The sequence below is a fragment of the Raineya orbicola genome (assembly GCF_002843425.1).
In the GTDB taxonomy this organism is placed as follows: Bacteria; Bacteroidota; Bacteroidia; order Cytophagales; family Thermonemataceae; genus Raineya; species Raineya orbicola.
The window spans coordinates 1-22862 of record NZ_NKXO01000043.1; the positions used below are offsets into that span (position 1 = coordinate 1).

Below are 22862 nucleotides of genomic sequence, written 5' to 3' on the forward strand. Positions count from 1 at the left end.
AGAGGTAATTGACTCATATGATTAAATATTTAAAAAGTACAACTCAAAGTTAATCATTTTTTCAATTACCCTAAGTTTTTTTATTTAAATCCCTTGAAAACAATAAGTTAGACTTATAATTCACGTTAGATTAAGGATTCGGAGTCCGAGAAATAACAATTTCGCTGAAAACATCACCATAAAAAACTGCCATTTTATTGTAGGCGAAAAAAATGAAACTTTTGAATATGGTCTTTCTATTTCATCATTTAATGCCAAACAGATTAAGATAGATAGCTGTACTTTTGAAAAAGTTCCCGATGAGTGGAAAAAGAAGAATGACAAAATATGGAATGAAGCAGGCTTGCAAGATGTATCTTGCGAAAAATTAAGTATCAGTAACTCGGTATTCAATTCTCACTTTTATCTGATAGGTTGTAAGGTATCAGAAGAGTTTTTTTTAGAAAATAACGAGTTCAGGAATGATTTTTCTTTGGGCAGTGGAAGTGCTAAAAGTGGCTTTGCACGTAATATCATCAATCTTGAAAACGCTTACATTCCCTACAAACAATTCCAAAAAGGGTTGAGTACGGAGATAAAGAAAGGCAAAACAACAGTGTATTACGGCAACACACATCAGGAGTTAGCCGATGAAATAGAGTATGACCATTTGGTAACTTACTACAACAAGTTTCTGAAAGTGTACAGAGACCAAAACGATAAAGTTTCTTACAATGCTTGCTTTGTAGCCTTGAAACGCTTGGAGACGAGGCGTTTGGGGTATTTGTATTCCAAAAATCGCACCAATTTAGATTTGTGGTTGCAATGGAAATTCAATGAGTTATTGGATTACCTTTGTGAGTATGGCACCAATCCCTTTTTGGCACTTTCGCATTCTATTAGGATAATGTTGCTATTTGCTTTGTTTTTGTGTTTTTTTGCAAGCAGTAAAGATTACTTGCAACCATCGGAGTTTCGGGGTGCATTGCAACGTTGGGGCTTGGCTCTGCAAAAAGAGGGTGGCTTTACGGAGATATATTCAGAAGAAGTGCAGAAGAAGTTAGATAATTTGGAGAGTTTTCGGAAAACATTGGAGTTAAGCACGGGCAATGTGCCGAGTGTGCTAGCTTTTTTCTTACAGCCATTGTTTTTTTCGGCGAAATTGTACTATAACTTGCAGAAGTGGTTTTTGAAGCGAATAGATTTCACGCGAGGCAATTGGCAAGAGATGAGCAGAAAGAAACGTATGTGGGTGAGTATGCGTATATTCGTAGCGATAGTTTTGTTGCTGTTTTGGGGTTTGTTTATGCGAGTTTTGAACTCATTGGCATTGAGTATGAATTGTTTTGTAACATTGGGGTATGGAGAAATAAAAGCAAAGGGGATAGCGAAGTATTTGGTAGTGTTGGAGGGGGTATTTGGTTGGACAATGCTCACCATATTCAGTGCAAGTCTGATAACGCAACTGATGGGCTGAGAAAGGCAAGCTATTGATTTTTTTATTCCTAAAACTATTTGCTTTTAATTTTCCCCTCCTTATCAAGGAGGGGCAGGGGTGGTTTTTGGGCAGGTTTATATTTTTTTGAGTTTATTTTTTAAAATGAAATCGCTTGCAGAACACTTGAAATTAGGGCATTTTCGCTTGTGAGCTTATCCATCTGTCGGGAATGATACCACCTTCCACAGCGGAAAGGTAATCTTGATATGAGCAAGCAATGAGTATAGGCTCAACCTGAATAGTAGTGTAAGGCACTTCCAACCACCAATAGCCTGTGGAAAGTTGCTTGTAAAAGGTAAGCGTAGGGGCATTTACACTTTCAGTAAGCGGAACAATGAATTTTTGAAAATCAGGGGTATTTTTGAGGTCTAATTTGGGCTTACGATGATAAAAACCTTCTATAAAATACCATACCAATACCGCCAAAACTTGTGCATTATGCCCGTGTGTATCTAACTGCGGGTTATACTCATAAAATCCAATAGAACTAACTTTGGGGCTAATACCTGCATACCAGCAGAGTTGAGCCATTTCGTCCGAGGTCAGTCCGAAGGGTTGGGCATAAATGCTTGCTCCTGCATCGGCTTTGCGAATAGCAGAAATATCTATGGCTACCATATCGGCATCACGTATAACAGGCTCTACGTTCAGGAGATTTTCACGAATTTTGCCAACCCCATAAACATCAAAATACATTTTTTCAAAAATATCCAAAAAGCTCGCCGAACACAAATACCCCTGATGCCCCACCTGACTGAAATTGAACAAGTAATTAGGCTGATGCGTCAGAATTTGTAAAAGATGTTTTTTGTTGGGTTCGTTATCCAGTTCATCTACATCTACGGTGCAATCAATATTCGCAATGGAAATGGGCTGTTCCAAGCCCTGATACGCCCAAAATTGTCCTATCATCATATCATTTGAGCTACCAATGATTACAGGAATGGTATTTTCGGCAAGCAGTAGCTCGCAAACTACTTTGAGCCTCTGATAAGTTTCTTGCAAACTCGGAGCAGGACGCAAATTGCCTAAATCTACTACTTTGTAAGAAACTTTGCTTTTGCGAAGTTTGTAAAAATGCTTGCGAAAAGCGTCAGCGGCACCTGCTACACCGATGTTTCGTTGTGTTCCTCTTTCTTCTATCAATCCGATAATAGCCAAATCAGCTTCTTGCCAATTCGGAAACTGATGAGCGTGAATACTGATTTGGTTGTAAATGCAGGTTACATCTTCTTTGCAGTTTTGCCAAAGCTCTTCATCAAGATTATTGAAAAAAATCATCAAATCTATCATAAGCGGATAATTTGGTGGCTTGGCTTCAAATATTTAATTTTTTTTTGGTAATTCCAATTTTTATTACTACATTTGCAACCTAATTTTTGGGAACATAAAAGCATTTGGTTATGAAAAAAGACATTCACCCTGAATATCGTGAAGTGGTTTTTTGGGACTTGAGCAGTGATTTCAAATTTCTGACGCGTTCTACAATGAAATCCAAAGAAACCATCAAGTGGGAAGATGGCAAAGAATATCCTGTTATTAAGGTAGAAATTAGCTCACACTCTCACCCTTTCTTCACAGGTAAGAAAGTATTTGTGGATACAGCGGGACGTGTAGATAAATTCAATCAAAGACTTGCTAAAAAGCAATCTCCCAAAAAATAAACTTTTTGATTTATTCATTACACAAGAGAGGGGCGAGCCGTATAGTTCGCCCTTTTCTTGTTGCAAACTATTACAACGTGAAAGGGAATTTTGCTACATTTAATTGGCTTTTATTGGTTTTAGCTTTGCTAATATTGTTTGCGTCAAGCGTTGCAGTAGGCTCGGTTTCTATCCCTTTTACTGAAATCGTAAAAACCTTATCAGGCTTACAAGAAAACGCAACTTGGAAGTTTATTGTGTGGGAACTTCGCTTGCCCAAAGCACTGACAGCCGTTTTAGTAGGGGTAGCTCTTTCGGTGGCGGGACTTGTGATGCAAACTTTTTTTGCTAATCCTTTGGCAAGTCCTTCGGAATTGGGGGTTTCGGCGGGGGCGAGTTTGGGTGTAGCCTCTATTACATTGAGTTCGGGAATTTCTTGGTCGGCTTTTCAGCAGTGGGGGCTTGTAGGAAATAGCTTCGTGGCGATAATAGCTATCTTGGGAGCGATGCTCGTAATGCTTTTGCTCTTACTAATGAGCCGTTTTGTGTGGAATAATACAACTTTGCTGATTGTTGGGCTAATGCTTGGCAGTTTGGCAATTTCGCTGATAGGGCTGTGGCAATTTTTGAGCAGTCCTGAGCAAATCAGGGATTTTTTGTGGTGGTCATTTGGCAGTTTGGCAGGTACGAATTACTCGCAGATTGCTGTTTTGGCTTTTTTAGTAGCTATGAGCTTGTTATTGCTCTTTTTGCAAACCCAAAAACTCAATGCTCTGCTTTTAGGAGAAATGTATGCTCGGAGTATGGGCGTAAATATACGTAAGTTGCGTTGGGTGTTGATTGTGGTTGTGAGCGTACTTTCGGGGGTTACGACTGCTTTCTGCGGACCGATAGGTTTTGTAGGTTTGGCTGTACCACATTTGGCTCGTAGTTTGTTTCAAACGGCTAATCATTGGACGCTGTTTCCTGCATCTACACTGCTTGGGGCAAGCGTTTTGCTTTTCTGCGATATTCTGGCTTACAATTTGTTTGCAAATTTTGCTTTACCTATCAATTTGGTAACTTCTCTTTTAGGCTCGCCCATTGTAATTTGGATTGTAATTAGGCGGAGTTTTAGGTTTTAACTTTTGAGCTAAGCATTTGAGGAATAAATTTTACAACATACCAAAGCAAAACAGCCACGAGTGCCGCTACCCAGTAAGGTAAATGAAAATCTATATCATAAATGGAAAGCCCAAAGGCGGGTCCTATGATGCGGGCAATTGCCCCAAAAGACTGATTGATACCCAGAACTTTTCCTTGCTCCTGCTCTGAAACAGCTTTTGAAAGCAAGGCATTGAGAGCAGGCACAAAACAGCCACTTGATACTCCCGAAAAAACAATAGCCAAAAGCTCAAAAGGTATAAACCAATCAAGAGAGGCAAACAAAGGAAAAATCACTCCTGAAATGGTAAGAGCCGCACAACCAAATATCAGCAAACGATGTTCGCCAAATTTTTTGTTCAGTTTGCCAACGAAAACCCCTTGCATCAGTGCCGTAATCAGCCCCATAAAGGCAAAAGCATAACCATTTTGCTTATCGTTCAAGCCTGCTTGTTCTTTCCAAAGCAAAGCCAAAGTGGGCTGTATCATCATAAAAGCCGCAATAAAGCCAAAAGAAAGCCATAAAAGTTTTTTGATGTCTTCGCGGCGTAATGCTAAACGCAAATCTTGTAAAGGATTGATTTTCAATTTTATAGAAACATTCTTTTCGGCAATAGTTTCAGGAAGTAGGAAAAACGCTACCAACAGATTGATAAAACATAGCGAAACAATGAGCCAACCTACTGCCACAATGCCGTAAGCATCATTTACTATTCCGCCAATGGTGGGTCCTATGATAAGTCCTAAACCGAAAGCCGCTCCTATAATGCCAAAGTTTTTGGCTCTCTGATGTGGCGGCGAAATATCGGCGATATAGGCTTGTGCGGCGGCAATATTAGCCGAGCCAATTCCTGCTACAATCCTTGAAGCAAACAAGAGCCACAAGGCATCAGCGTATGCAAAAATGATATAAGCTACTCCTGTCAGGGCTACACTGATAAGAATAACAGGTTTTCTGCCGATTTTATCGCTTAAAGTCCCCCAAAAAGGAGCAAAAACAAAATTCATTAACGAGTAGGAAGCTACCAGAAGTCCTATCTGCCAAGAACTTGCCTCCAATTCTCTTGCAAAATTAGGGAGTATCGGAATAACTACACCAAAACCAAGCAAATCAATGAATATAGTCAGAAATAGAACAAAAAGAGCGTTTTTTGTGGAATAATTTTTTTTCAACATTTTAGTTTTCAATAGGTTGCATTGTTTGGTATGCTTTTGCAATTTTTGCAAGAAAGGCTTGCAAAGAGGGTTCAGTGTCTGTATCGTTTTTTACAAGAATTTTTTCTCTATTTTCTATCCGAAACACGTGTCTTTTTTCATTGCTTTTATTGAGCAAAACATCTTTTTTCTTGGATTTTTCGTTTGAAATATTTTGTGCTTTAGCCACTTCGTACTCATCTTTTTCAAAGCTAATAGTAATTTTATCTCGGCGTCTTATGATTTTTTTTACTTTTGTTTTTACTTTTCCCCGAAAGTTTTTTTTATGTACTTTTCGTACTATCAGGGTATCTGTCATTTCTACGGCAAGCGTGGTATCATCAGCCATTTTTAGAGAAAAAATAAGCCAAGGATAAGTATAGATTTTTGTAATTACGATGGGATATGTTTTCAATGCTACTGACACAGCGAAGGCAATGAACAAAAAAATAAAGGCAAATACAAAATAGAAGCCTTCGCCAGGTTCAATGCTCATCACCCAAAAAAATGCTATAATATTTACAATAATTAGCCCTAACCATATCTTGCTCCAAGAAAATACTTTTTTAGGTGGGGTACGAGTATTTGATGTCAAAAATTTTTTATTTTCTGAGGAAGCAAGCTCCATTGTCAGTGTCAGAAGGCTTTGCTCTTCACTTTCGCGAGCAAGTATTTTGAGCAATGGCACAAAGAAGGTTCGTAAGCGATTGCTTAAATCAAATTTTTTCAATATCCAATAGAGAAGCAAGTGTAGGAGTAGAAAAAGAAGCACTACTCGCCATAATATATCCAGCAAAGCGGTATTTTCTACTCCTATAATTATTACCATTGCAAAAAAACTGAGCACTACTCCTATCCATACGTGCATAATAAACACTTTTCGGCTATTATCAGCGTGTTTATCAAATTCGGCAAGTTGTTCAAAGAGCCTAAGCCATTCGCTAATGGTTCTTTTTCCCTCAATTTTACGTTTGAAAAGCAGAGAGGTCTGCTCGCTTGTAAGGCGTAAAAATAAAATAAGCATTTTTGCTACGGAAAGCAGTGAATATTTCACCGCTCCCTTCTGATTTTGCGTACTATTCAATTTGGTTTTAGTTTGGCTCATCTTGCGAAGTTTGATTACTTTCTTCCATTCCTATATCAGAACTTTCTGTAATAGCTTTTTTGGGCAAAGGGGGCAAATTTTGTACCCATTCGGCAAGTATGGTGGCGGGCTTTTCGTGCTGCATAAAACTTTCACCTATCAAAAAACCTTCATATCCAAATTCTCTTAGCATTACAATATCTTCCACTTTTTCAATGCCGCTTTCAGCGATTTTGAGAAACTCCGAAGGAATTTTATCTGCCAAATTTTTAGCAATTTCCAAGTTGGTTCGGAAAGTTCGCAAATCTCGGTTATTTACGCCAATAATATCTACCGTAGGCACAAGGGCTTTCTGCAATTCTTGTTCGTTATGAACCTCGCAAATAACTTCCATACCCAATTCTTGTGCAAATTGTGAGAGTTCTCGGATTTGTCCTTCGGTGAGGATAGCGGCAATTAGTAAAATAACATCAGCACCTGCTCCTTTGGCTTCAGTAATTTGGTAAGTAGTGAGAATGAAGTCTTTTTGCAAAATAGGCACTTCCAGACCTGCTCGGGCGATTTGCAAATCTTGTACCGAGCCACCAAAAAATTTTTTATCAGTCAGAATAGAAAGTCCGCTTGCTCCTGCCTGTGCATACCCACGTGTAGTTTCTACTACCCCCGCTTTATTATTGATAATGCCTTTGGAAGGTGATTGCCGTTTGAATTCTGCTATAATCTGTGAAGCGTTTCCTTTACGTAAAGATTCTTTCAAAGAATAGCATTTGCGTACATATTCAGGGGTGTTTTCCCACTTGCTTTCAGGATAGTGGGTCATTCGTAAAGAAATTTCAGTGCGTTTGAATACAACAATTTGTTCTAAAATATTGAGCATAAAAATAGAATTTATCAAGCAATATGAGAAAATTACCACGAAAAAACAAATTTTGCAGTGATATTTCGTAAAAACTTCGTGCTATTAAAAATTTGAAAATTGTATTTTTTTTAGTTACCTTTGCGTAAAAACAATTTTTATGCGAGTATATCTGGACAACGCCGCTACTACACCTATTGATAAAATGGTGGTAGATGCAATGCTTCCCTTTCTCACTGAAAATTTTGGCAACCCTTCTTCTACACATTGGCACGGCAGACACGTAAGAGCAGAAATAGAAAAAGCCCGCAAAACCATTGCCGAGCTTTTGTACGCAAGTCCTTCGGAGATATTTTTCACATCAGGAGGCACCGAAGCCGATAATTGTGTTTTATGGGGTGCTGTAGAAACTATGCAAATAAAACATCTCATTTCATCGCCTATTGAGCATCACGCCGTTTCGCATACATTAGAAGAAATCAGCCATCAAAAGCAAATACCTTTGCATTATGTAGATTTAGATGAAAAAGGGAATATTATTCTCACTTCTTTGGAAAAACTCCTCGCTCAATATCCAAATGCTTTGGTTTCGCTTATGCACGGCAATAACGAAGTAGGCAATCTTTTGCCTTTGCAAGAAGTAGCCGAAATGTGCAAGCATTACAAAGCCTATTTTCACTCCGATACCGTGCAAACAATGGGGCATTATGTTCATAATCTTAAAGAAACTCCACTGGATTATTTAGTGGGTGCCGCTCATAAATTCCACGGACCCAAAGGGGTGGGCTTTATGTTTATTCGTCAAAAATCTAAAATTCACGCTTACATTACAGGTGGCTCACAAGAACGCAATATGCGAGGAGGCACTGAAAATGTTGCGGGTATTATTGGGCTTGCCAAAGCTCTTGAACTCGCTTACCAAGATATGCAAGGACACCAAAATTACATCAAAGGCTTGAAAAAACAAATGATAGAAGGTTTGCAGGCAAGCATTGAGGGGGTGCAATTTAACGGAATGAGTGGAAATATAGAAAAAAGCCTTTATACAGTACTGAATGTAAGTTTGCCTCCCTCTGAAACAGCAAGTATGGTGCTTTTTAATTTAGACATTGCAGGCGTTTCGGCATCGGGAGGAAGTGCTTGCTCTTCGGGTTCAGAAGGTCGCTCACACGTATTAGAAGCCTTGAAAGTTCCTGCGGAACGCCCTGCGGTACGCTTTTCATTCAGTCGTATGAACACCCCCCAAGAAATTGAATTTGCTACACAAAAACTTGCAGAATTATACACACCCAAAACGGCTTAACGTTCCACGTGGAACATTAAGGTTTGGGTACAAAAGAATGTTCCACGTGGAACAATGAAAAACTTGTAAAGCGAAAATGTTTCACGTGGAACATATTAAAAAAGGCAACCATTTTGGTTGCCTTAATTTTTGGGTTTATGCTTTTATTTTTTCAGGTATTTGGCTCATTACTTCGGTTTGCTTTCGGATAGATTCTACGTGAATGAGCTTGTAAATTTCTTGGATAAGTTCTTTGTTGAGCTTCATTTTTTCAGCCCATTGGGGGCGAGTACGGAAAATCTCGTCCCAACGCTCTATTTGAAAAATGCTAATATTGTTTTCACGTTTATATTCGCCTATTTGCTCTACCAAGTACATACGAGTAGCTAAAATTTCTACAAGTTCTCTATCTAATTCGTCAATCTGTTTGCGAAGTTCATCAAGGCGATTATTGAATTCAATATCATCAGTTTTTTGCTTTCTAAAATTGAAAGAATGGATCATTTCTTCCAATTCACTGGGGGTTACTTGTTGTTTGGCATCACTCCAAGCCTTATCGGGGGTGATGTGTGTTTCTATCATTAAGCCATCGTAGTTCAAATCAAGGGCTTTTTGAGCTACTTTGGCAACCATTTTTCTATCACCTGTAATATGGCTGGGGTCGCAAAGCAGGGGCAAATGTGGGAAAATTCTTTTGAGCTCCAAGGGAATTTGCCAATTTGGTGGGTTGCGATATTTACTTTCCTGCAAAGAAGAGAATCCTCTATGAATAGCCGCTATTTTACGAACGCCTGCTTTATGAATACGCTCTATCGCTCCAATCCATAAGGCTAAATCAGGATTGACAGGGTTTTTTATCATTACAGGCACATCTACTCCTTGCAAAGCATCTGCCAAATCTTGCACATTAAAGGGATTGACGGTAGTTCTTGCACCAATCCAAAGAATATCTACGCCATATTTCAGGGCAAGTTCTATATGTTGGGGAGTTGCGACTTCAATAGCAAAAGGTAAATCTACAAGTTTCTTGACGGTTTGCACCCAAGGCAAGGCTATTTCGCCGTGTCCTTCAAAATTGCCCGGTCTTGTACGAGGTTTCCAAATGCCTGCACGTAAGGCACTCACGCCTAAATCTTTTAGTTGCAGGCAAGTTGCAACCAGTTGCTCTTCGGTTTCAGCACTACAAGGTCCTGCAATAATAGCCGCCTCTTGGTGGGGAAGCCATACGGAAAGAGGCAATATATCTAACTCAAATTCCATAAAATTTTAGTCTAAAATTTTCGTCAAAAAATCATTTTCTTACTCTATAACCTTTGGAACACGGAAATAGTTTGCATCTCGTTTGGGGGCATTGAGCAAAGCCTTTTCGTGGTCAAGTGAAGGGGCTGGCTCATCTTCTCTAAAAATATTGATTTCAGCAGAAATATGTGTAAGAGGTTCTACCTGCTCGGTATCAATTTCATTGAGTTTTTCCATCCAAGTCAGAATTTTGCTTAATTCATTCATCATAGCCTCTTCACGATTAGGCTCAATTTCTAAACGAGCCAAGTGGGCAATGCTGGATAAAATTTCCTGATTTATTTTCATATTATTTCACGTTTATGGAACAAACCTAACAATCTTTTTCCACAAATGCAAAAAAGTGCAAAATTAGAAAAGTAAGAGAGTGAATGCTGTTTTTGAGTAAGTTATGATTCTATTTTTTTTCTTAAAGCACCAGCAATAATTTTGGCTTGCCAAGTTTTAGGAAAAACCCAACGCAGGTAGCTATAAAATTTTACTTGCCATTTGGGAACAATAAATTTTCTTTTATTCATCATTGCTTTTACAGCTACTTTGGCAATAAAATCGGGGCTTGCAGTTAGTATTTTGCCCAAATTACCCATTTGTTCCACTCGTTCTAAAACTTCAGGGTTTGTCATTATACCACCTGGGCATACAACCGTTACGCTGATATTTTTCTCTTTTAATTCTTCACGCAGGGCAAAAGATAATTCTATGACATAGTGCTTTGAGGCTGAATAGGCGGCTTTGTAAGGCATTGTAAAAAGCCCTGCCATACTGGCAACATTCAAAATGTAAGCGGGAGAGCTTTCGGCAAGTGCAGGAATAAACAATCTCGTAAGCTGTGTAACGGCAATTGTGTTAATTTTTAGCAATTTGTCAAGGAAATTTGTAGAAAGTCTCTCAAATTTATCTGTATAACCTATTCCTGCATTATTGACAAGATATTTTACTTTGAGTTTGTTTTCTTGCACAAAATCAAAAACTTTTTGTGGGGCATCTTGCTCGGTTAAATCTATACCAAAGGTTTTTACATCAACTTGGTAAGTATTTTGTAAGTATTGAGCTGTTTCTATTAAGACTTTTTCAGGTAAGGCAACCAGAATGATAGGTATTTTTCTTTGAGCAAAATTTTCGGCAATAGCTTTTCCCAATCCCCGACTGCCACCAGTGATAAGGGCAAATTCTACACTAATATTCATTATAGCGAATTTTTTTTTTTGCAAATAAACGAAAATTTATTCGCGAAAAAAAAGACCTATAAGATTGGGAATATTCTTATAGGTCTTGAATGTATTTGCAAAATTTTCTAAAATCTACCTACAATCATTTGACTTATGAGAAATCCATATAAAATAACCAGCACAAGCCAATAAGAATTCTTGACATACTTGAACGGAGCAACCAGCCCGCCTATGCCTACGATGCTTCCTATGACTGCACTAATCCACAAAGGTTGTTGCATTTGTAAAAACACAAAGGCAATCATCAAGCCCAATACAGGACCTACCATAAAACGCTTTGCCCAACGAATAAATAGCTTTTGGCGTTTGTAGAACCTTTCGAGGCTTTCAGCATTTGCCAAGCTATTTTCGGGGGCTACCAGCCACACACCATTGACCAAAAAGAGCTTTTTTTCTGTGTTTTTCATTTCGCATAAAATTAGTTAATTGGTGAAACCATCATTTTTTTGTTAAAATAGAATACAAAAATAATTAACATTAAATTAACATACAAATTTCTTGCCAAAAATTTTTTGGAAAAACGTAATTTTGTCAAAATTTTATACAATGCGATATTTACTTTTACCCTTCGCTATATTGTATGGCTTGATAACAGATTTACGAAATTGGCTTTACGATACAGGCAGACTTAAATCCGTTCGGTTTGATTTGCCCACTATTGGTGTAGGAAATTTGAGAGTGGGTGGTACAGGTAAAACGCCTTTCATTGAGTATTTGATACATTTGTTTGCATCAGAATATAAAATTGCTACGTTAAGTAGAGGGTATGGTAGAAAAACCAAAGGATTTCGATTAGCAACGCCCCAAAGTTCTGCCCAAGAAATAGGAGATGAACCCCTGCAATTGTATGCTAAATTTGGCGATAAAATAAATGTTTGCGTGGGCGAAGAGAGAATTTTGGCAATTCCCGAACTTTTGGCTCTACAGCCCGAAACGCAAATGATTTTGCTTGATGATGTCTTTCAGCACCGAAGCATAAAACCACATCTTCAAATTTTACTTACCGACTACAAAAATCTGTTCTATCAAGATTATCTGCTTCCTATGGGCAGACTTCGCGAAAGCCGCAAGCAAGCCCGCCGAGCCGATTTGATTATCGTAACCAAATGCCCACAACAGATTTCTGAAACAGAAAAAGAAAATATCAAGCAAAATATACAAAAATATGCTCCTGCTTGTAGAGTGCTTTTTACACATTTTAAGTACGGAAAACCTCGCAGTATTGTTACCCAAAACGAAGGAATTTTGCAAAAAGTAGCTTTGGTTTCAGGGATAGCTCAGCCTCATTATTTTGAAAGAGATATGCGGGAGCATTTCAATGTACAAAAGCATTTCATTTTCCCTGACCATTATTTTTTTAGCAGGCAAGATGTAGCCATTTTGAGCGAATTTTTAGAGCAAAACCCTGAAACTTTCTTGCTTTGTACCGAAAAAGATGCTGTAAAACTGCAAAAAATGGATTTTTTAGAGAAATACAAAAGTCGTATTTTTTGTATTGGTTTGGAAGTTAGTTTTTTGGATAAAGAGGATAGCTACTTTTTCAGAAATTTCTTGCAAGAACGCTTAAAGTTCTTTCAAGAAAAAGACAACTAAAAATCTTGGAAATCAGAATATTTTTTGCTAAATTTGGTATCAAATTTGAAGGTGTTTTGTCTAAAATACACCTGTTATGCTAAAAAATTTACTAATAGCTTCGTTTTTTTGGGGAGTTTCTCATTGCTTTGGGCAATTTTCATCTATTGCTGTGCAAAGTCTTGAAGGAGAGCCGTTTATGATGTATGTCAATGGAAATCTTGTCAATGCTACTCCTTCTTTATATGCTCGTGCCGATAATCTTTGGGACGGCTTTTACTGGATAAAGATAGTTGTTAATCATCAGGCTGAGCCTATTGTTTTAGAGAAAAAAATTCCTTTGTTTGGCTTTAATAATCTTTCCTTTGTGCTTCGCAAAAAGCGAGGCAAATACAGGCTAAGTTTGCAGGGCTTGAATGATTTTACGGGAATTTTTCGTTTCCCTGAACCTATTTTTCGCAATCCTTTTCCGACTTTTCCAAATCCACGAAGGGAAGAGACAGATGAGCAGGAATATCCTACCCAAAAGCCCAATCCAGAACCACAAAATCAGCCTGAAGCCAATAAATCTGAGCAACCTATGCCCACTGACCGTTATGCTATGCGTGTTCTGGATAGCGAATTTGAGGAGATTAAACGCAATATGAAAGAAGAACCCAATGATGAGGAGAAATTGCGAATCGCTAAATTTTCAATGAAAAACACAGGATATTTCTCTTCCGAGCAAATAGCTGAAATGGTAAGTCTTATTGGTTTTGAAAAAGAACGTCTGGAACTCGCTAAGTTTGCTTACGATTATGTGTATGACCGCTACCAATATTACACCAAAGTATCTCGCAGTCTGAAAACTAACGAAGCTCGTAAAGAACTTTTTGAGTTTTTAGAAAAAAAATAAAAAAAGCAGTGTTATTTCAATAAAAAGCCTCGTAAGTTCGTTTCTTATGGGGTTTCATTTTTATTTTCTTTCAAAACGACAAAAAAATGACTATCAACCCTGAAATTGTTCAAAATTTGGCAAAAGCTCATTTTGCTGATATACAAAAACATCGTAGGCATTTACACGCCCACCCCGAACTCTCTTTTCAGGAGTATAAAACTGCAGAATACATTGCAGAGCATTTGAAAAATTATGATATTGAGTTCAAGGCTGGGGTAGCGGGTACAGGGATTGTAGCTACTATTCAAGGGAAAAATCCTCATAATAAAACAATAGCTTTGCGTGCCGATATTGATGCTCTGCCCATTGTAGAGGAAAATGATGTTCCCTACAAATCTCAAAATGAAGGAGTAATGCACGCCTGCGGACACGATGTGCATACGGCTTCGCTTTTGGGTTGTGCCAAAATTTTACAAGAACTTAAAGATCATTTTGAAGGAACCGTTAGGCTTATCTTTCAACCCGGTGAGGAAAGAATACCCGGAGGAGCATCGCTTATGATACAAGAAGGCGTTTTAGAAAACCCTAAACCCCAATCAATTTTCGGACAACACGTAATGCCTCTTTTGCCTGTGGGTAAGGTAGGGTTTCGGGAAGGTATGTATATGGCAAGTGCCGATGAACTTTATGTAAAAGTTATTGGAAAAGGCGGGCACGCCGCTATGCCTGAAAATTGCGTAGATGCAGTTCTGATAGCCTCACATATCATTGTAGCTTTACAACAAATTGTTAGTCGCAATGCCCCTCCCAAAATTCCTTCGGTGCTTTCTTTTGGAAAAGTAATTGCGAATGGAGCAACGAATATTTTGCCTAATGAAGTGTATTTAGAAGGCACTTTCCGAACTTTTGATGAAACTTGGCGAAATACGGCTCACGAAAAAATGGTAAAAATGGCTCAAAGCATAGCTGAAGCAATGGGTGGCAGGTGTGAATTTGAAGTAAGGCGTGGCTATCCTTTTCTGAAAAATAACCCTTTGCTTACGCAAAAAGCGAAATCTTGGGCAGAGATGTATTTAGGAAAAGAAAATGTAGTAGATTTAGATATTTGGCTTGCGGCAGAAGATTTTGCTTACTATTCGCAAATAGCTGATGCCTGTTTCTATCGTTTGGGTACTCGCAATGAAGCAAAAGGCATTGTTTCGGGCGTACATACACCTACTTTTGATATTGACGAGCAAGCCCTTGAAATAGGTGCAGGGCTTATGGCTTGGATTGCTTTGCAGAGTTTAGAAAAAAGCCTGTAAGAAATTGTTTCTTACAGGCTTTTTTAGCAGATTTTTAATCGGGTTTATCGGTAAAAAATTTATTGTTGGTTGTAATTTGGTTATCGCCGTCTAAACTATACCGAGAAATTTCTTTATCTGAAAGTTTTACTTCTTCTAGCTGAATCCCTCTACGTTTGAATGCAGGCACATCACTTTTGTATTTGATATCTTCGGAGGAATTCTCATAGTTATTGCTCAAAGATTTAAGAATTTCTAATCGTTTTTTTGCAGATTCTTCTTCTTTGCGTTTCAGCTCTTGTTTAGCTTTTTCTTCTTCTAATTTTTTCAAATCTTGGGCTGTTTTTTCGGGTGCTTTTTCCTCCAAGTTATACACAATTTTTTCGGGTATGCTTTCTGCAATAGGTTTTTCAATGCTTACGTTTTCTATTTGAGGGCTAATTTCAAATACTACTTCTTTTTCTTTTTTCTCTATTTTCTCTATTTTCTCTTCGTTTTGGTCTTGTGTCTTTTTAGGGTGAATGGTAGGAATAGAGCTAATTTTTTCATCAGGTTCTACCAATTCTTGCACTTTTTTGGAGCCTGTTTCTAAATCGTGTATGATTTTGGTATCATTTGTTTTTTTTTCATAAGGACTATCAACTTCTCCTACAAAACCTGTGGCGATAACCGTTACACGAACAGCCTCTCCAAGGGTAGGGTCTATGCCTTGCCCCCAGATTACATTATCAGCTTCTCCACCTATTTTTTCGGTAATATAGTCCATTACGGTCGTAAATTCATCTAATCGCAGTTCTGCCTTGTCGGAGGACATTACGGAAACAAGCATTTTTTTTGCTCCACGTATATCACGATTATTAAGTAATGGTGAATTGAGGGCTTCTTCTACTGCTTTGGAAGCTCTATCTTCCCCTTCGGCTTTGGCAGAACCCATTACGGCAGTACCCGAGTTGGTCATTATGGTTTTTACATCTTCAAAATCCACATTTACATAACCGGGAACCGTGATAAGCTCAGCGATACTTTTGGCGGCAGTGAGCAAGATATTATCTGCTTGTGCAAATGCATTGGACATAGAGAGATTGCCATAGACTTCTCTCAATTTATCATTTGAAATAATAATGAGTGTATCGCAATACTTGCGTAATTCATCTATTCCTTGTTTGGCTTGTTCAATTTTCTTTTTACCTTCAAAACTGAAAGGAGCAGTAACAATACCTACGGTCAGAATACCCAAATCGCGTGAAATTTGGGCAATGACAGGAGCGGCACCCGTACCCGTACCACCACCCATACCCGCTGTTACAAACACCATTTTCGTATGATTGGCAAGCAATTCTCTGATATCCTCTCTACTTTCCAAAGCCGCTTCTCTACCTTTTTCGGGATTGGCTCCTGCACCCAAACCTTCAGTAAGATTGATCCCTATCTGTAATTTAGTAGGCACAGGGCTGGCATTAAGAGCCTGAGCATCTGTATTGCATACTACAAACTCTACATCTTTAATGCCTCTATTAAACATATGATTGACCGCATTGCTACCACCACCGCCCACGCCAATTACTTTGATAATAGACTTGCCTTGAAAATTTTGTTTGACAAATGTATAAGACATATAAAGTAAGTATTTCGGTTTAAGAGCTGTTTGCTTGCTTTGAGAAAAAGATACTTTTCCAAACTCAAAGTAAAAGAAATGTTTTGAGAAAACAAAATTTTTTGGTGTTTTTATTTTCGTGCAAGATATTTTCGTTAAATTACATTTTTTACTTTGCAAAGTTTAAGATTAAAAGTAGTAAAAAGTTAAGGGCAGGTTTTTTGCCTGCCCTTGACTTCAAGTGAAATGTGATGTAATTCGGTATTTCAGATATATGAGGGAATACTTACTTTATCAATTTCACATTCACGGCAATTAAGCCTTTCTTGCCCTGTTCTACTTCGAAGGTTACCTCGTCATCTTGTTGGATTTCGTCGATAAGCCCTGATACGTGAACAAACACATCTTGCTGACTTTCAGCACTTTTAATGAAACCGAAACCTTTGGTTTCATTAAAAAATTTTACTTTTCCTTTTTGCATTGTAATTTGAAATAAAAATGTTTATGCACAAAGGTACGCCGAATAATTGGTAAAAACAAAGAATTTAGGTTTTTATTTCAAATTTTTTAGCATTTCTTCAATAGGGTTGCCTATGCAACCATTTGGTTCAAGTAAGTTGAGCATTGTGGCGATGGTGGGGGCAATATCAGCAATATGCGTGCGTTTAGAAGTTTCGCCTATGGGGGTTTTCCAACCAAACCAAAGCAAAGGTACGTGAGTATCATAATTGTAAAAAGTGCCGTGAGTTGTGCCTCCTTTGCTAAAACCATAATACCAAGCAGGTTTCAGTAGTATCATTATCTCGCCACAGCGTTTGGGGTGATACATATTTTTCACCATAGAAGCATAATAATCAGGCAGGGATTGTTCTATTTCATTATCCCATAAATTTACAACGCTATACACCTCAGGCTGGCGAAGTAGAGTTTTTCGTACCACTTCGTAAATTTCTTTTACGCTCACTTTTTTTTGCTCTAAAAGGCTATGATTAAGGTACAATTGCTGATTTTCGGTGTATAAAATCCATTTTCCTTGACCAAATTTTTTTTCTATTGCCACTTGCAAAATTTGCAAATGATCGGAACCTGAAGCAGAGCCTGCGGGGATTTTATTTTTTTGTGCAAAACCTGCTACATCGGCTATGCCGTGGTCGGCGGTGAGAAATAGTAAGTAGTTGTCCTTGCCAAATTCTTTATCAAGAAATGTCAAAATATCGCCAATTTCTTGGTCTAAACGTACATACATATCCTGATTTTCTACCGAAAAGGGACCAAAGCTATGTCCTGCAATATCCGTGGATGAAAAACTAATGCACAAAAAATCTGTTTCGCTTCCTTTGCCAAGTTTTTCGTTTCGGATAGCCTCCAAAGCAAATTCTTTGGTAAGGGTATTGCCCCAAGGGGAACTAGCAAGCAAACTAAAAGAATTGATTTGGTGTGGGAAAACAGCACTTTTTTCTCCTTCCAAAGCTCTTTCGTAAGTTTGGAGGTCTTCTTCAGCATTTTTGTAGCTACTTTGAGCGAGTTGCCATATTTGCAATAGTTGTTTAGCTCTGCCTGATTGATTAAACTTTTTCACCCATTCGGGTAAATCTTGCATATAATACGTGCTACTTATCCAATTTCCTGTTTGGCTTTCGTACCAATAGGCGGCGTTGGCGGTGTGTCCTGCGGGCAGAATAGCACCTCTATCTTTGATGGCAACACCAATCACTTTGGAACGAAATTGAGTAGCAAATCTGAGTTGGTCGGTAATAGTGGTAGTAAGCATATTACGAGGAGACATCTTGCCTGCTGTTCCGTTAGTACCTATGCTCTGTACAAGACTATCTTCTACTACATACGTGAGCTTTCCTGAAAGTTCGTACCATTCATTACCAACAATGCCATTGATAGCAGGAATAGAACCTGTATAAATGGCGGCGTGTCCGGGTCCTGTGTAGGTAGTAGCGTAGTGATAATGATTGTTCTTGCAGTTAAAGCCTTCTTTTAGTAGCCTCTTGAAACCCTTTTCCGAGTAGCTATCGTAATAGCGATAGAGGAAGTCATAACGCATTTGGTCTATCACAATGCCTACAACTAATTTGGGTTTAGCAGGAATTTGAGTTTTCTGTGAAAAACTTACTTGAAAACTTGCAAGTAAAACGGCGAAAACAAGAATTTTTTTCATAAAGCAAATAGGTTGAAGTGAAGGGAGTGTTTGGTAACAAAAAAAGGCAGAACATTCTGCCTTTTGAATTTTATCTGCCGAAAAACTGCTGTTTCAGTTGGTCATCAAGCGTATCAGCCCACCACTCTAAATCGGCGATGCAAGTAGAAACTTCATCGTAATCAATACCTTGTATATCACGCTCATAAGTGGCGTACACGGTATCGGAGCCGGGCATAATGGTAAGTTTTACGCCAAGTTTAGAGTCGTTAAGTTCAAGGAGATGGCGGTAGAAACGAAGTTCATCGTGTTTAGGGACTTGCATCAAAGGGGAGAAAATTCGTAAAAAGTTTCTTTGAGAACCATCTTTCATAGGAATAGCCTGAATGAAAACTTCAATTTTGGCAGAGCCGATTGTCCAATACCAAGCTCTTCTTTCAGGGTTGTAAGTACCCTCTTTGGTCAGACCTACCGATACCACGTAACGGTCAATCATTTCTTCTACTTGCTCACGAGTAGTCATAATTGCGATTTTTGGGTGAAAAAAAAGGTTAAACAGATTGCTACAAATCTAATGTTTTTCTTACATTCTTTCAAAGGTTTTGCAGAAATATTTTTTAGAGTAATCCTGCTCTTTTGAGCAATGCTTTGGGGCTGGGGTCTTGCCCACGAAAACGCTTGTAAATCTCCATTGGAGGCTCACTTCCACCTTTGGAAAGCATTTCTTTGAAGCGTTGTGAGGCTTCTTTGTTAAAAATTCCTTTTTGCTCAAATAGTTCAAAAGCGTCGGCATCTAATACCTCTGCCCACTTGTAGCTGTAATATCCTGCCGAATAGCCTCCTGCAAAAATATGATTGAAGGCAGAGCTTATACAGATGCCCTCTACGGCAGGAAATAAATCTGTTTTGCTGATAGCCTGCTTTTCAAAATTCAAAATATCTTGTATTTCGCCATTATCTTTGCCGTGCCAAGCCATATCCAGCATAGCAAAAGAAAGTTGTCGCATAGTAGCATAGCCTTCCATAAAATTAGCGGCTTCTCGCAGTTTTTTTACCATTGAAGTAGGAATTACCTCACCTGTTTGGTAATGTTTGGCAAAAGTTGCAAGCACTTCGGGTTCTTGTATCCAATTTTCAAAAACTTGTGAGGGAAGTTCCACAAAATCCCAAGCTACATTTGTTCCTGAAAGGCTTTGGTAGGTGGTATTGGCAAGTATGCCGTGCAAGCAATGCCCGAATTCGTGAAAAAGCGTAGTAGCTTCTTGAAACGTAAGTAGTGAAGGTTTGGTATCGGTGGGGCGTGTAAAATTGCAGGTAAGAGATACGTGAGGACGAATGTTTTTCCCCTTAAAAATTTTTTGCTCTCGGTAACTTGTCATCCACGCTCCGCTCCGCTTGCCCTCGCGTGGGAAAAAGTCGGTGTAGAGAACGGCAAGAAAATTGCCATTTTCATCATATACTTCATAAGTTTTCACTTCCGAATGGAATACAGGGATATTTGTTACTTCTTTGAACGTAAGTCCGAAAAGTTTGCCCGCAGTATTGAAAGCCCCTTGCAATACATTTTCCAGCTTGAAATAAGGTTTCAGGGCTTCATCATCAATATTGAACTTTTCTTTTTTGAGTTTTTCTGCATAATAGGCATAATCCCAACGCTGCAGGCGATTTTCAGAGAAACCTTGCTTTTTGGCATATTCCAGTAGTTCCTGCATTTGTTTCTCGGCAACAGGTTTGGCGTAGGTGTAGAGTTCATCTAAAAATTTATTGACATTTTCGGAACTTTGAGCCATTCGCTCCTCCAATACAAAATGGGCGTGGGAAGTATATCCTAAAAGTTTGGCTCTTTGGTGGCGAAGGCTCACAATTTCACGCATTACCGAGCTATTATTGTGCTGATTGTTTTTGAAAGCTCTTGTATTATACGCCATAAAAAGTTTTTGGCGTAAATCACGGCGAGCCGAATAGGTCATAAAAGGTGTGTAGCTGGGGGCTTGCAAGGTGAAAACCCAACCTTCTTTGTTTCGTTTTTTGGCGTTGGCTTTGGCGGCTTCGCGTACAAATTCGGGTAAGCCTTCCAAATCTTTTTCGTCTGTAATATGTAAAAGAAATTCGTTGGTATCATTCAAAACATTTTCACCAAATTGCAAAGTAAGCTCTGAAAGACGTTTGTCTATATCTCGCAAGAGTTGCTTTTGGCTTGGGTTCAGGTTAGCTCCATTACGTACAAATCGTTTGTAAGTTTTTTCTAAAAGCATCTGACTTTCTTTGTCCAAATTGAGCTGATTACGTTTTTCATAAACGGCTTTGATACGCAAAAAGAGTTTTTCGTTTAGCAAAATATCGTTTTGATATTCAGAAAGCATTGGCGAAATTTCTTTGGCAACTTTTTGTAATTCGGGTGAAGTTTCAGCCGAATTGAGGTTGAATAAAATGGTAGAAACCCTATTCACCAGCTCACCTGAATTTTCCAGAGCAACAATGGTATTTTCAAAAGTGGCAGGGGCAGAATTGCCAGCTATGGCTTCAATTTCTTTTTTCCCTTCCTGAATAGCTTGCTCCAAAGCGGGTTTGAAATGTTCAGTCTTGATTTTATCAAAAGGAACTACTTGATTTGGAGTGTTCCATTCTTCTAAAAGCGGATTGTTCATAATTTTTGCGTTTTGAGAATACAACGAAAAACCTGAAAAAATAAGCGGTAGGAATAAAAACTTTTTTAGCATAAGCATTGCGTTTTTGAACCATACAAAAGGAAGCCTAAAAATAAAAAAAATTATCCACTTTACAGTGTAAATTGTTTTTTAGGAGCGAGTAAAAGTTTCTCACGCTTTTGAGGAAAGAGATTTAGGGATAAAAACTTTCTTGAATCAATTGTATTCGGGCATAATATCAAAACTCAAAATAAAATCTTTTAGCTAAAATAAAGTCTTTGAAGATTTTTTTCATTTCCAGTTGATAAAATTTAATAATTTTTTCATATCTTTCTCTGAAATTTTTTTTAGTGTTTTTACGTAGAAAACAATAGAAGTTCTTGCTTCTGTAATTTTTTGTTTAATCTTTAAATTTTAGTTTTATGTTGTACAAAACCCAAACCTGCAAAGAAAGCCGAGTCGCTCTTTTAGAGAGGCGTACTTGGGGGTGGAGGCTTTTAGCCTATGCTCTTTTATTTTCCCTCCCCTCTTGCAAATCTTGCAAAAAAGAAGTAAACCCCGACCCCTTACCCCCCGAAACCCAGACAAGTGCGAACACCTTCGGTTGCCTGATTGATGGCAAACCCTACATCCCTGATGGCAGCGGTGGCTTTGGTGGAGCTAAACCTGTTACAGGAGGGTATTTGACAAACTATTGTAATGGTAGAGAATTACAAGTATGGATTAGAACTTACAGAAAAGATGGTTGGGATTTTAGTATTTACTTAGAAAATGTGGGTAATAAAACGGGTAAGTATCCTTTGAAATACACAACTCCTGGTGCTCCTACGGTTGTATGTCCTCCTAATCACGCTATTTTTTACAAGTACATTAGCCCTTCCGAAACGGCAGTTTATGCAACCGACAGCGAATATACAGGCGAGGTAACTATCACGCGTGCCGATACGGTAAATAAAATTGTTTCAGGCACTTTCTTTTTCAAGGCTCGCAGACCAGCCACTGGCGAAATCATTGAAATTACCAATGGTCGCTTTGATGTACAAAATCAATAAACATTCAAAATCTAAAACTTAAAAATTTATGAAACGATATCTCATTTTCATTTTTTGGCTTTTGTGTTTAAGCTCACAAGCACAGGTCAATCAAGCTCAAATAGATGCTATCATTCCTAAAGAAAAAGTAAAAACAGGCATACTCTACAATCGTGTAATGCCTTTTGCAGGTTTGCAAACATTCGGGCAAAATGGTAGAAAAGATACTTCTCATTACGAGCATTTTATACAAGCGTATTATGAGTTGTATCAGGCTTCTTACAACAACAAAGAAATGCTTAGGTTGGAGCAAATCCGTAACTGGATACGCTACAAATCAGAAAGAAATATGCTTCTTTTGGGGCTGATTCATTAACGTGAATTATAAGTCTAACTTATTGTTTTCAAGGGATTTAAATAAAAAAACTTAGGGTAATTGAAAAAATGATTAACTTTGAGTTGTACTTTTTAAATATTTAATCATATGAGTCAATTACCTCT

At 38.2% G+C, this 22862-nt stretch carries 22 protein-coding genes; 9 read left to right on the forward strand and 13 right to left on the reverse strand.

All coding sequences use genetic code 11. The annotated features are described in order from the left end of the window. Nucleotides 1-343 precede the first annotated feature (343 nt). On the forward strand, nt 344-1456 hold the full coding sequence (locus Rain11_RS11650; protein WP_101359545.1) for an ion channel: 1113 nt from the start codon (nt 344-346) through the stop codon (nt 1454-1456). Nucleotides 1457-1606: 150 nt separating this feature from the next. Here Rain11_RS11650 and Rain11_RS11655 read toward each other — a convergent pair whose 3' ends face one another. Continuing rightward, complete coding sequence (locus Rain11_RS11655) at nt 1607-2770, reverse strand: formimidoylglutamase (protein WP_101359546.1); 1164 nt, start codon at nt 2768-2770, stop codon at nt 1607-1609. 110 nt (nt 2771-2880) lie between these two features. Here Rain11_RS11655 and Rain11_RS11660 point away from each other — a divergent pair, with 110 nt between their 5' ends. Together Rain11_RS11660 and Rain11_RS11665 are read left to right on the forward strand one after the other, a co-directional pair. Then, nucleotides 2881-3141, forward strand: coding sequence for a type B 50S ribosomal protein L31 (locus Rain11_RS11660; protein WP_101359547.1), 261 nt, complete (start codon nt 2881-2883; stop codon nt 3139-3141). A gap of 5 nt (nt 3142-3146) precedes the next feature. Next, complete coding sequence (locus tag Rain11_RS11665; protein WP_243390588.1) at nt 3147-4244, forward strand: FecCD family ABC transporter permease; 1098 nt, start codon at nt 3147-3149, stop codon at nt 4242-4244. Here Rain11_RS11665 and Rain11_RS11670 read toward each other — a convergent pair. Genes Rain11_RS11670 through trpC form a run of 3 tightly spaced genes read right to left on the reverse strand, consistent with a single transcriptional unit; the run spans nt 4234 to nt 7418 of the window. After that, the gene (locus Rain11_RS11670; protein ID WP_101359548.1) at nt 4234-5439 is read right to left on the reverse strand and encodes an MFS transporter; all 1206 of its coding nucleotides are present in this window, start codon (nt 5437-5439) and stop codon (nt 4234-4236) included. The genes Rain11_RS11665 and Rain11_RS11670 overlap by 11 nt on opposite strands. A gap of 1 nt (nt 5440) precedes the next feature. Beyond that, nucleotides 5441-6541 carry a hypothetical protein gene (locus tag Rain11_RS11675; RefSeq protein WP_133121585.1) on the reverse strand — a complete coding sequence of 367 codons (1101 nt, stop codon included), beginning with the start codon at nt 6539-6541 and terminating at the stop codon, nt 5441-5443. A gap of 7 nt (nt 6542-6548) precedes the next feature. Continuing rightward, nucleotides 6549-7418, reverse strand: a complete 870-nt coding sequence (trpC, locus tag Rain11_RS11680) for an indole-3-glycerol phosphate synthase TrpC (protein ID WP_101359564.1) — start codon at nt 7416-7418, stop codon at nt 6549-6551. A gap of 139 nt (nt 7419-7557) precedes the next feature. Between trpC and Rain11_RS11685 the strand changes: the two genes are divergently transcribed. Continuing rightward, nucleotides 7558-8700 (forward strand): cysteine desulfurase family protein, encoded by a 1143-nt coding sequence (locus Rain11_RS11685; RefSeq protein WP_101359550.1) that lies wholly within the window; start codon nt 7558-7560, stop codon nt 8698-8700. A gap of 135 nt (nt 8701-8835) precedes the next feature. Here Rain11_RS11685 and Rain11_RS11690 read toward each other — a convergent pair whose 3' ends face one another. From Rain11_RS11690 to Rain11_RS11705, 4 genes are all read right to left on the reverse strand, one after another. Then, nucleotides 8836-9939 carry a bifunctional 3-deoxy-7-phosphoheptulonate synthase/chorismate mutase type II gene (locus tag Rain11_RS11690; RefSeq protein WP_101359551.1) on the reverse strand — a complete coding sequence of 368 codons (1104 nt, stop codon included), beginning with the start codon at nt 9937-9939 and terminating at the stop codon, nt 8836-8838. 39 nt (nt 9940-9978) lie between these two features. Further along, nucleotides 9979-10266 (reverse strand): Asp-tRNA(Asn)/Glu-tRNA(Gln) amidotransferase subunit GatC, encoded by a 288-nt coding sequence (gatC, locus tag Rain11_RS11695; protein WP_101359552.1) that lies wholly within the window; start codon nt 10264-10266, stop codon nt 9979-9981. 101 nt (nt 10267-10367) lie between these two features. Further along, entirely contained in the window at nt 10368-11165 is a 798-nt protein-coding gene (locus Rain11_RS11700; protein ID WP_101359553.1) for an SDR family NAD(P)-dependent oxidoreductase, read from the reverse strand. 107 nt (nt 11166-11272) lie between these two features. Continuing rightward, nucleotides 11273-11614 (reverse strand): hypothetical protein, encoded by a 342-nt coding sequence (locus Rain11_RS11705; RefSeq protein ID WP_101359554.1) that lies wholly within the window; start codon nt 11612-11614, stop codon nt 11273-11275. Between the two features lie 139 nt (nt 11615-11753). On the opposite strand from Rain11_RS11705, the gene lpxK reads away from it, so the two are divergent. The 3 genes from lpxK to Rain11_RS11720 all read left to right on the forward strand — a co-directional run bounded on the left by lpxK (nt 11754) and on the right by Rain11_RS11720 (nt 14960). Next, nucleotides 11754-12800 (forward strand): tetraacyldisaccharide 4'-kinase, encoded by a 1047-nt coding sequence (gene lpxK / locus Rain11_RS11710; protein ID WP_101359565.1) that lies wholly within the window; start codon nt 11754-11756, stop codon nt 12798-12800. 76 nt (nt 12801-12876) lie between these two features. Next, nucleotides 12877-13674 carry a DUF4476 domain-containing protein gene (locus Rain11_RS11715; protein ID WP_101359555.1) on the forward strand — a complete coding sequence of 266 codons (798 nt, stop codon included), beginning with the start codon at nt 12877-12879 and terminating at the stop codon, nt 13672-13674. An 86-nt stretch (nt 13675-13760) separates the two neighbouring features. Then, the gene (locus Rain11_RS11720; RefSeq protein ID WP_101359556.1) at nt 13761-14960 is read left to right on the forward strand and encodes a M20 metallopeptidase family protein; all 1200 of its coding nucleotides are present in this window, start codon (nt 13761-13763) and stop codon (nt 14958-14960) included. Between the two features lie 34 nt (nt 14961-14994). Here the strand turns inward: Rain11_RS11720 and ftsZ are convergent, their stop codons facing one another. From ftsZ to Rain11_RS11745, 5 genes are all read right to left on the reverse strand, one after another. Further along, on the reverse strand, nt 14995-16554 hold the full coding sequence (gene ftsZ / locus Rain11_RS11725) for a cell division protein FtsZ (RefSeq protein ID WP_101359557.1): 1560 nt from the start codon (nt 16552-16554) through the stop codon (nt 14995-14997). 265 nt (nt 16555-16819) lie between these two features. Continuing rightward, nucleotides 16820-17014: a cold-shock protein gene (locus Rain11_RS11730; RefSeq protein ID WP_101359558.1), complete on the reverse strand. Its 195-nt coding sequence runs from the start codon at nt 17012-17014 to the stop codon at nt 16820-16822. A gap of 72 nt (nt 17015-17086) precedes the next feature. Further along, nucleotides 17087-18703: an alkaline phosphatase PafA gene (gene pafA / locus Rain11_RS11735; protein WP_101359559.1), complete on the reverse strand. Its 1617-nt coding sequence runs from the start codon at nt 18701-18703 to the stop codon at nt 17087-17089. A gap of 70 nt (nt 18704-18773) precedes the next feature. Next, nucleotides 18774-19205: a YbjN domain-containing protein gene (locus Rain11_RS11740; protein WP_101359560.1), complete on the reverse strand. Its 432-nt coding sequence runs from the start codon at nt 19203-19205 to the stop codon at nt 18774-18776. A 94-nt stretch (nt 19206-19299) separates the two neighbouring features. Continuing rightward, nucleotides 19300-21402 (reverse strand): M3 family metallopeptidase, encoded by a 2103-nt coding sequence (locus Rain11_RS11745; protein ID WP_243390589.1) that lies wholly within the window; start codon nt 21400-21402, stop codon nt 19300-19302. Nucleotides 21403-21752: 350 nt separating this feature from the next. Between Rain11_RS11745 and Rain11_RS11750 the strand changes: the two genes are divergently transcribed. Both Rain11_RS11750 and Rain11_RS11755 read left to right on the forward strand, forming a co-directional pair. After that, nucleotides 21753-22382: a DUF6252 family protein gene (locus tag Rain11_RS11750; protein WP_101359561.1), complete on the forward strand. Its 630-nt coding sequence runs from the start codon at nt 21753-21755 to the stop codon at nt 22380-22382. 28 nt (nt 22383-22410) lie between these two features. Next, nucleotides 22411-22737 carry a hypothetical protein gene (locus tag Rain11_RS11755; RefSeq protein ID WP_101359562.1) on the forward strand — a complete coding sequence of 109 codons (327 nt, stop codon included), beginning with the start codon at nt 22411-22413 and terminating at the stop codon, nt 22735-22737. Nucleotides 22738-22862 lie beyond the last annotated feature (125 nt).

What these genes read in the sequence shown, in the direction of transcription:
- Rain11_RS11690 (WP_101359551.1), bottom strand. Translation starts at nt 9,939, where the DNA reads ATGGAATTTGAGTTAGATATATTGCCTCTTTCCGTATGGCTTCCCCAC.
- ftsZ (WP_101359557.1), bottom strand. Translation starts at nt 16,554, where the DNA reads ATGTCTTATACATTTGTCAAACAAAATTTTCAAGGCAAGTCTATTATC.
- Rain11_RS11715 (WP_101359555.1), top strand. Translation starts at nt 12,877, where the DNA reads ATGCTAAAAAATTTACTAATAGCTTCGTTTTTTTGGGGAGTTTCTCAT.
- Rain11_RS11745 (WP_243390589.1), bottom strand. Translation starts at nt 21,402, where the DNA reads ATGCTAAAAAAGTTTTTATTCCTACCGCTTATTTTTTCAGGTTTTTCG.
- Rain11_RS11700 (WP_101359553.1), bottom strand. Translation starts at nt 11,165, where the DNA reads ATGAATATTAGTGTAGAATTTGCCCTTATCACTGGTGGCAGTCGGGGA.
- trpC (WP_101359564.1), bottom strand. Translation starts at nt 7,418, where the DNA reads ATGCTCAATATTTTAGAACAAATTGTTGTATTCAAACGCACTGAAATT.
- Rain11_RS11720 (WP_101359556.1), top strand. Translation starts at nt 13,761, where the DNA reads ATGACTATCAACCCTGAAATTGTTCAAAATTTGGCAAAAGCTCATTTT.
- pafA (WP_101359559.1), bottom strand. Translation starts at nt 18,703, where the DNA reads ATGAAAAAAATTCTTGTTTTCGCCGTTTTACTTGCAAGTTTTCAAGTA.
- Rain11_RS11755 (WP_101359562.1), top strand. Translation starts at nt 22,411, where the DNA reads ATGAAACGATATCTCATTTTCATTTTTTGGCTTTTGTGTTTAAGCTCA.
- Rain11_RS11750 (WP_101359561.1), top strand. Translation starts at nt 21,753, where the DNA reads ATGTTGTACAAAACCCAAACCTGCAAAGAAAGCCGAGTCGCTCTTTTA.
- Rain11_RS11705 (WP_101359554.1), bottom strand. Translation starts at nt 11,614, where the DNA reads ATGAAAAACACAGAAAAAAAGCTCTTTTTGGTCAATGGTGTGTGGCTG.
- Rain11_RS11730 (WP_101359558.1), bottom strand. Translation starts at nt 17,014, where the DNA reads ATGCAAAAAGGAAAAGTAAAATTTTTTAATGAAACCAAAGGTTTCGGT.
- Rain11_RS11660 (WP_101359547.1), top strand. Translation starts at nt 2,881, where the DNA reads ATGAAAAAAGACATTCACCCTGAATATCGTGAAGTGGTTTTTTGGGAC.
- lpxK (WP_101359565.1), top strand. Translation starts at nt 11,754, where the DNA reads ATGCGATATTTACTTTTACCCTTCGCTATATTGTATGGCTTGATAACA.
- Rain11_RS11655 (WP_101359546.1), bottom strand. Translation starts at nt 2,770, where the DNA reads ATGATAGATTTGATGATTTTTTTCAATAATCTTGATGAAGAGCTTTGG.
- Rain11_RS11685 (WP_101359550.1), top strand. Translation starts at nt 7,558, where the DNA reads ATGCGAGTATATCTGGACAACGCCGCTACTACACCTATTGATAAAATG.
- Rain11_RS11740 (WP_101359560.1), bottom strand. Translation starts at nt 19,205, where the DNA reads ATGACTACTCGTGAGCAAGTAGAAGAAATGATTGACCGTTACGTGGTA.
- Rain11_RS11670 (WP_101359548.1), bottom strand. Translation starts at nt 5,439, where the DNA reads ATGTTGAAAAAAAATTATTCCACAAAAAACGCTCTTTTTGTTCTATTT.
- gatC (WP_101359552.1), bottom strand. Translation starts at nt 10,266, where the DNA reads ATGAAAATAAATCAGGAAATTTTATCCAGCATTGCCCACTTGGCTCGT.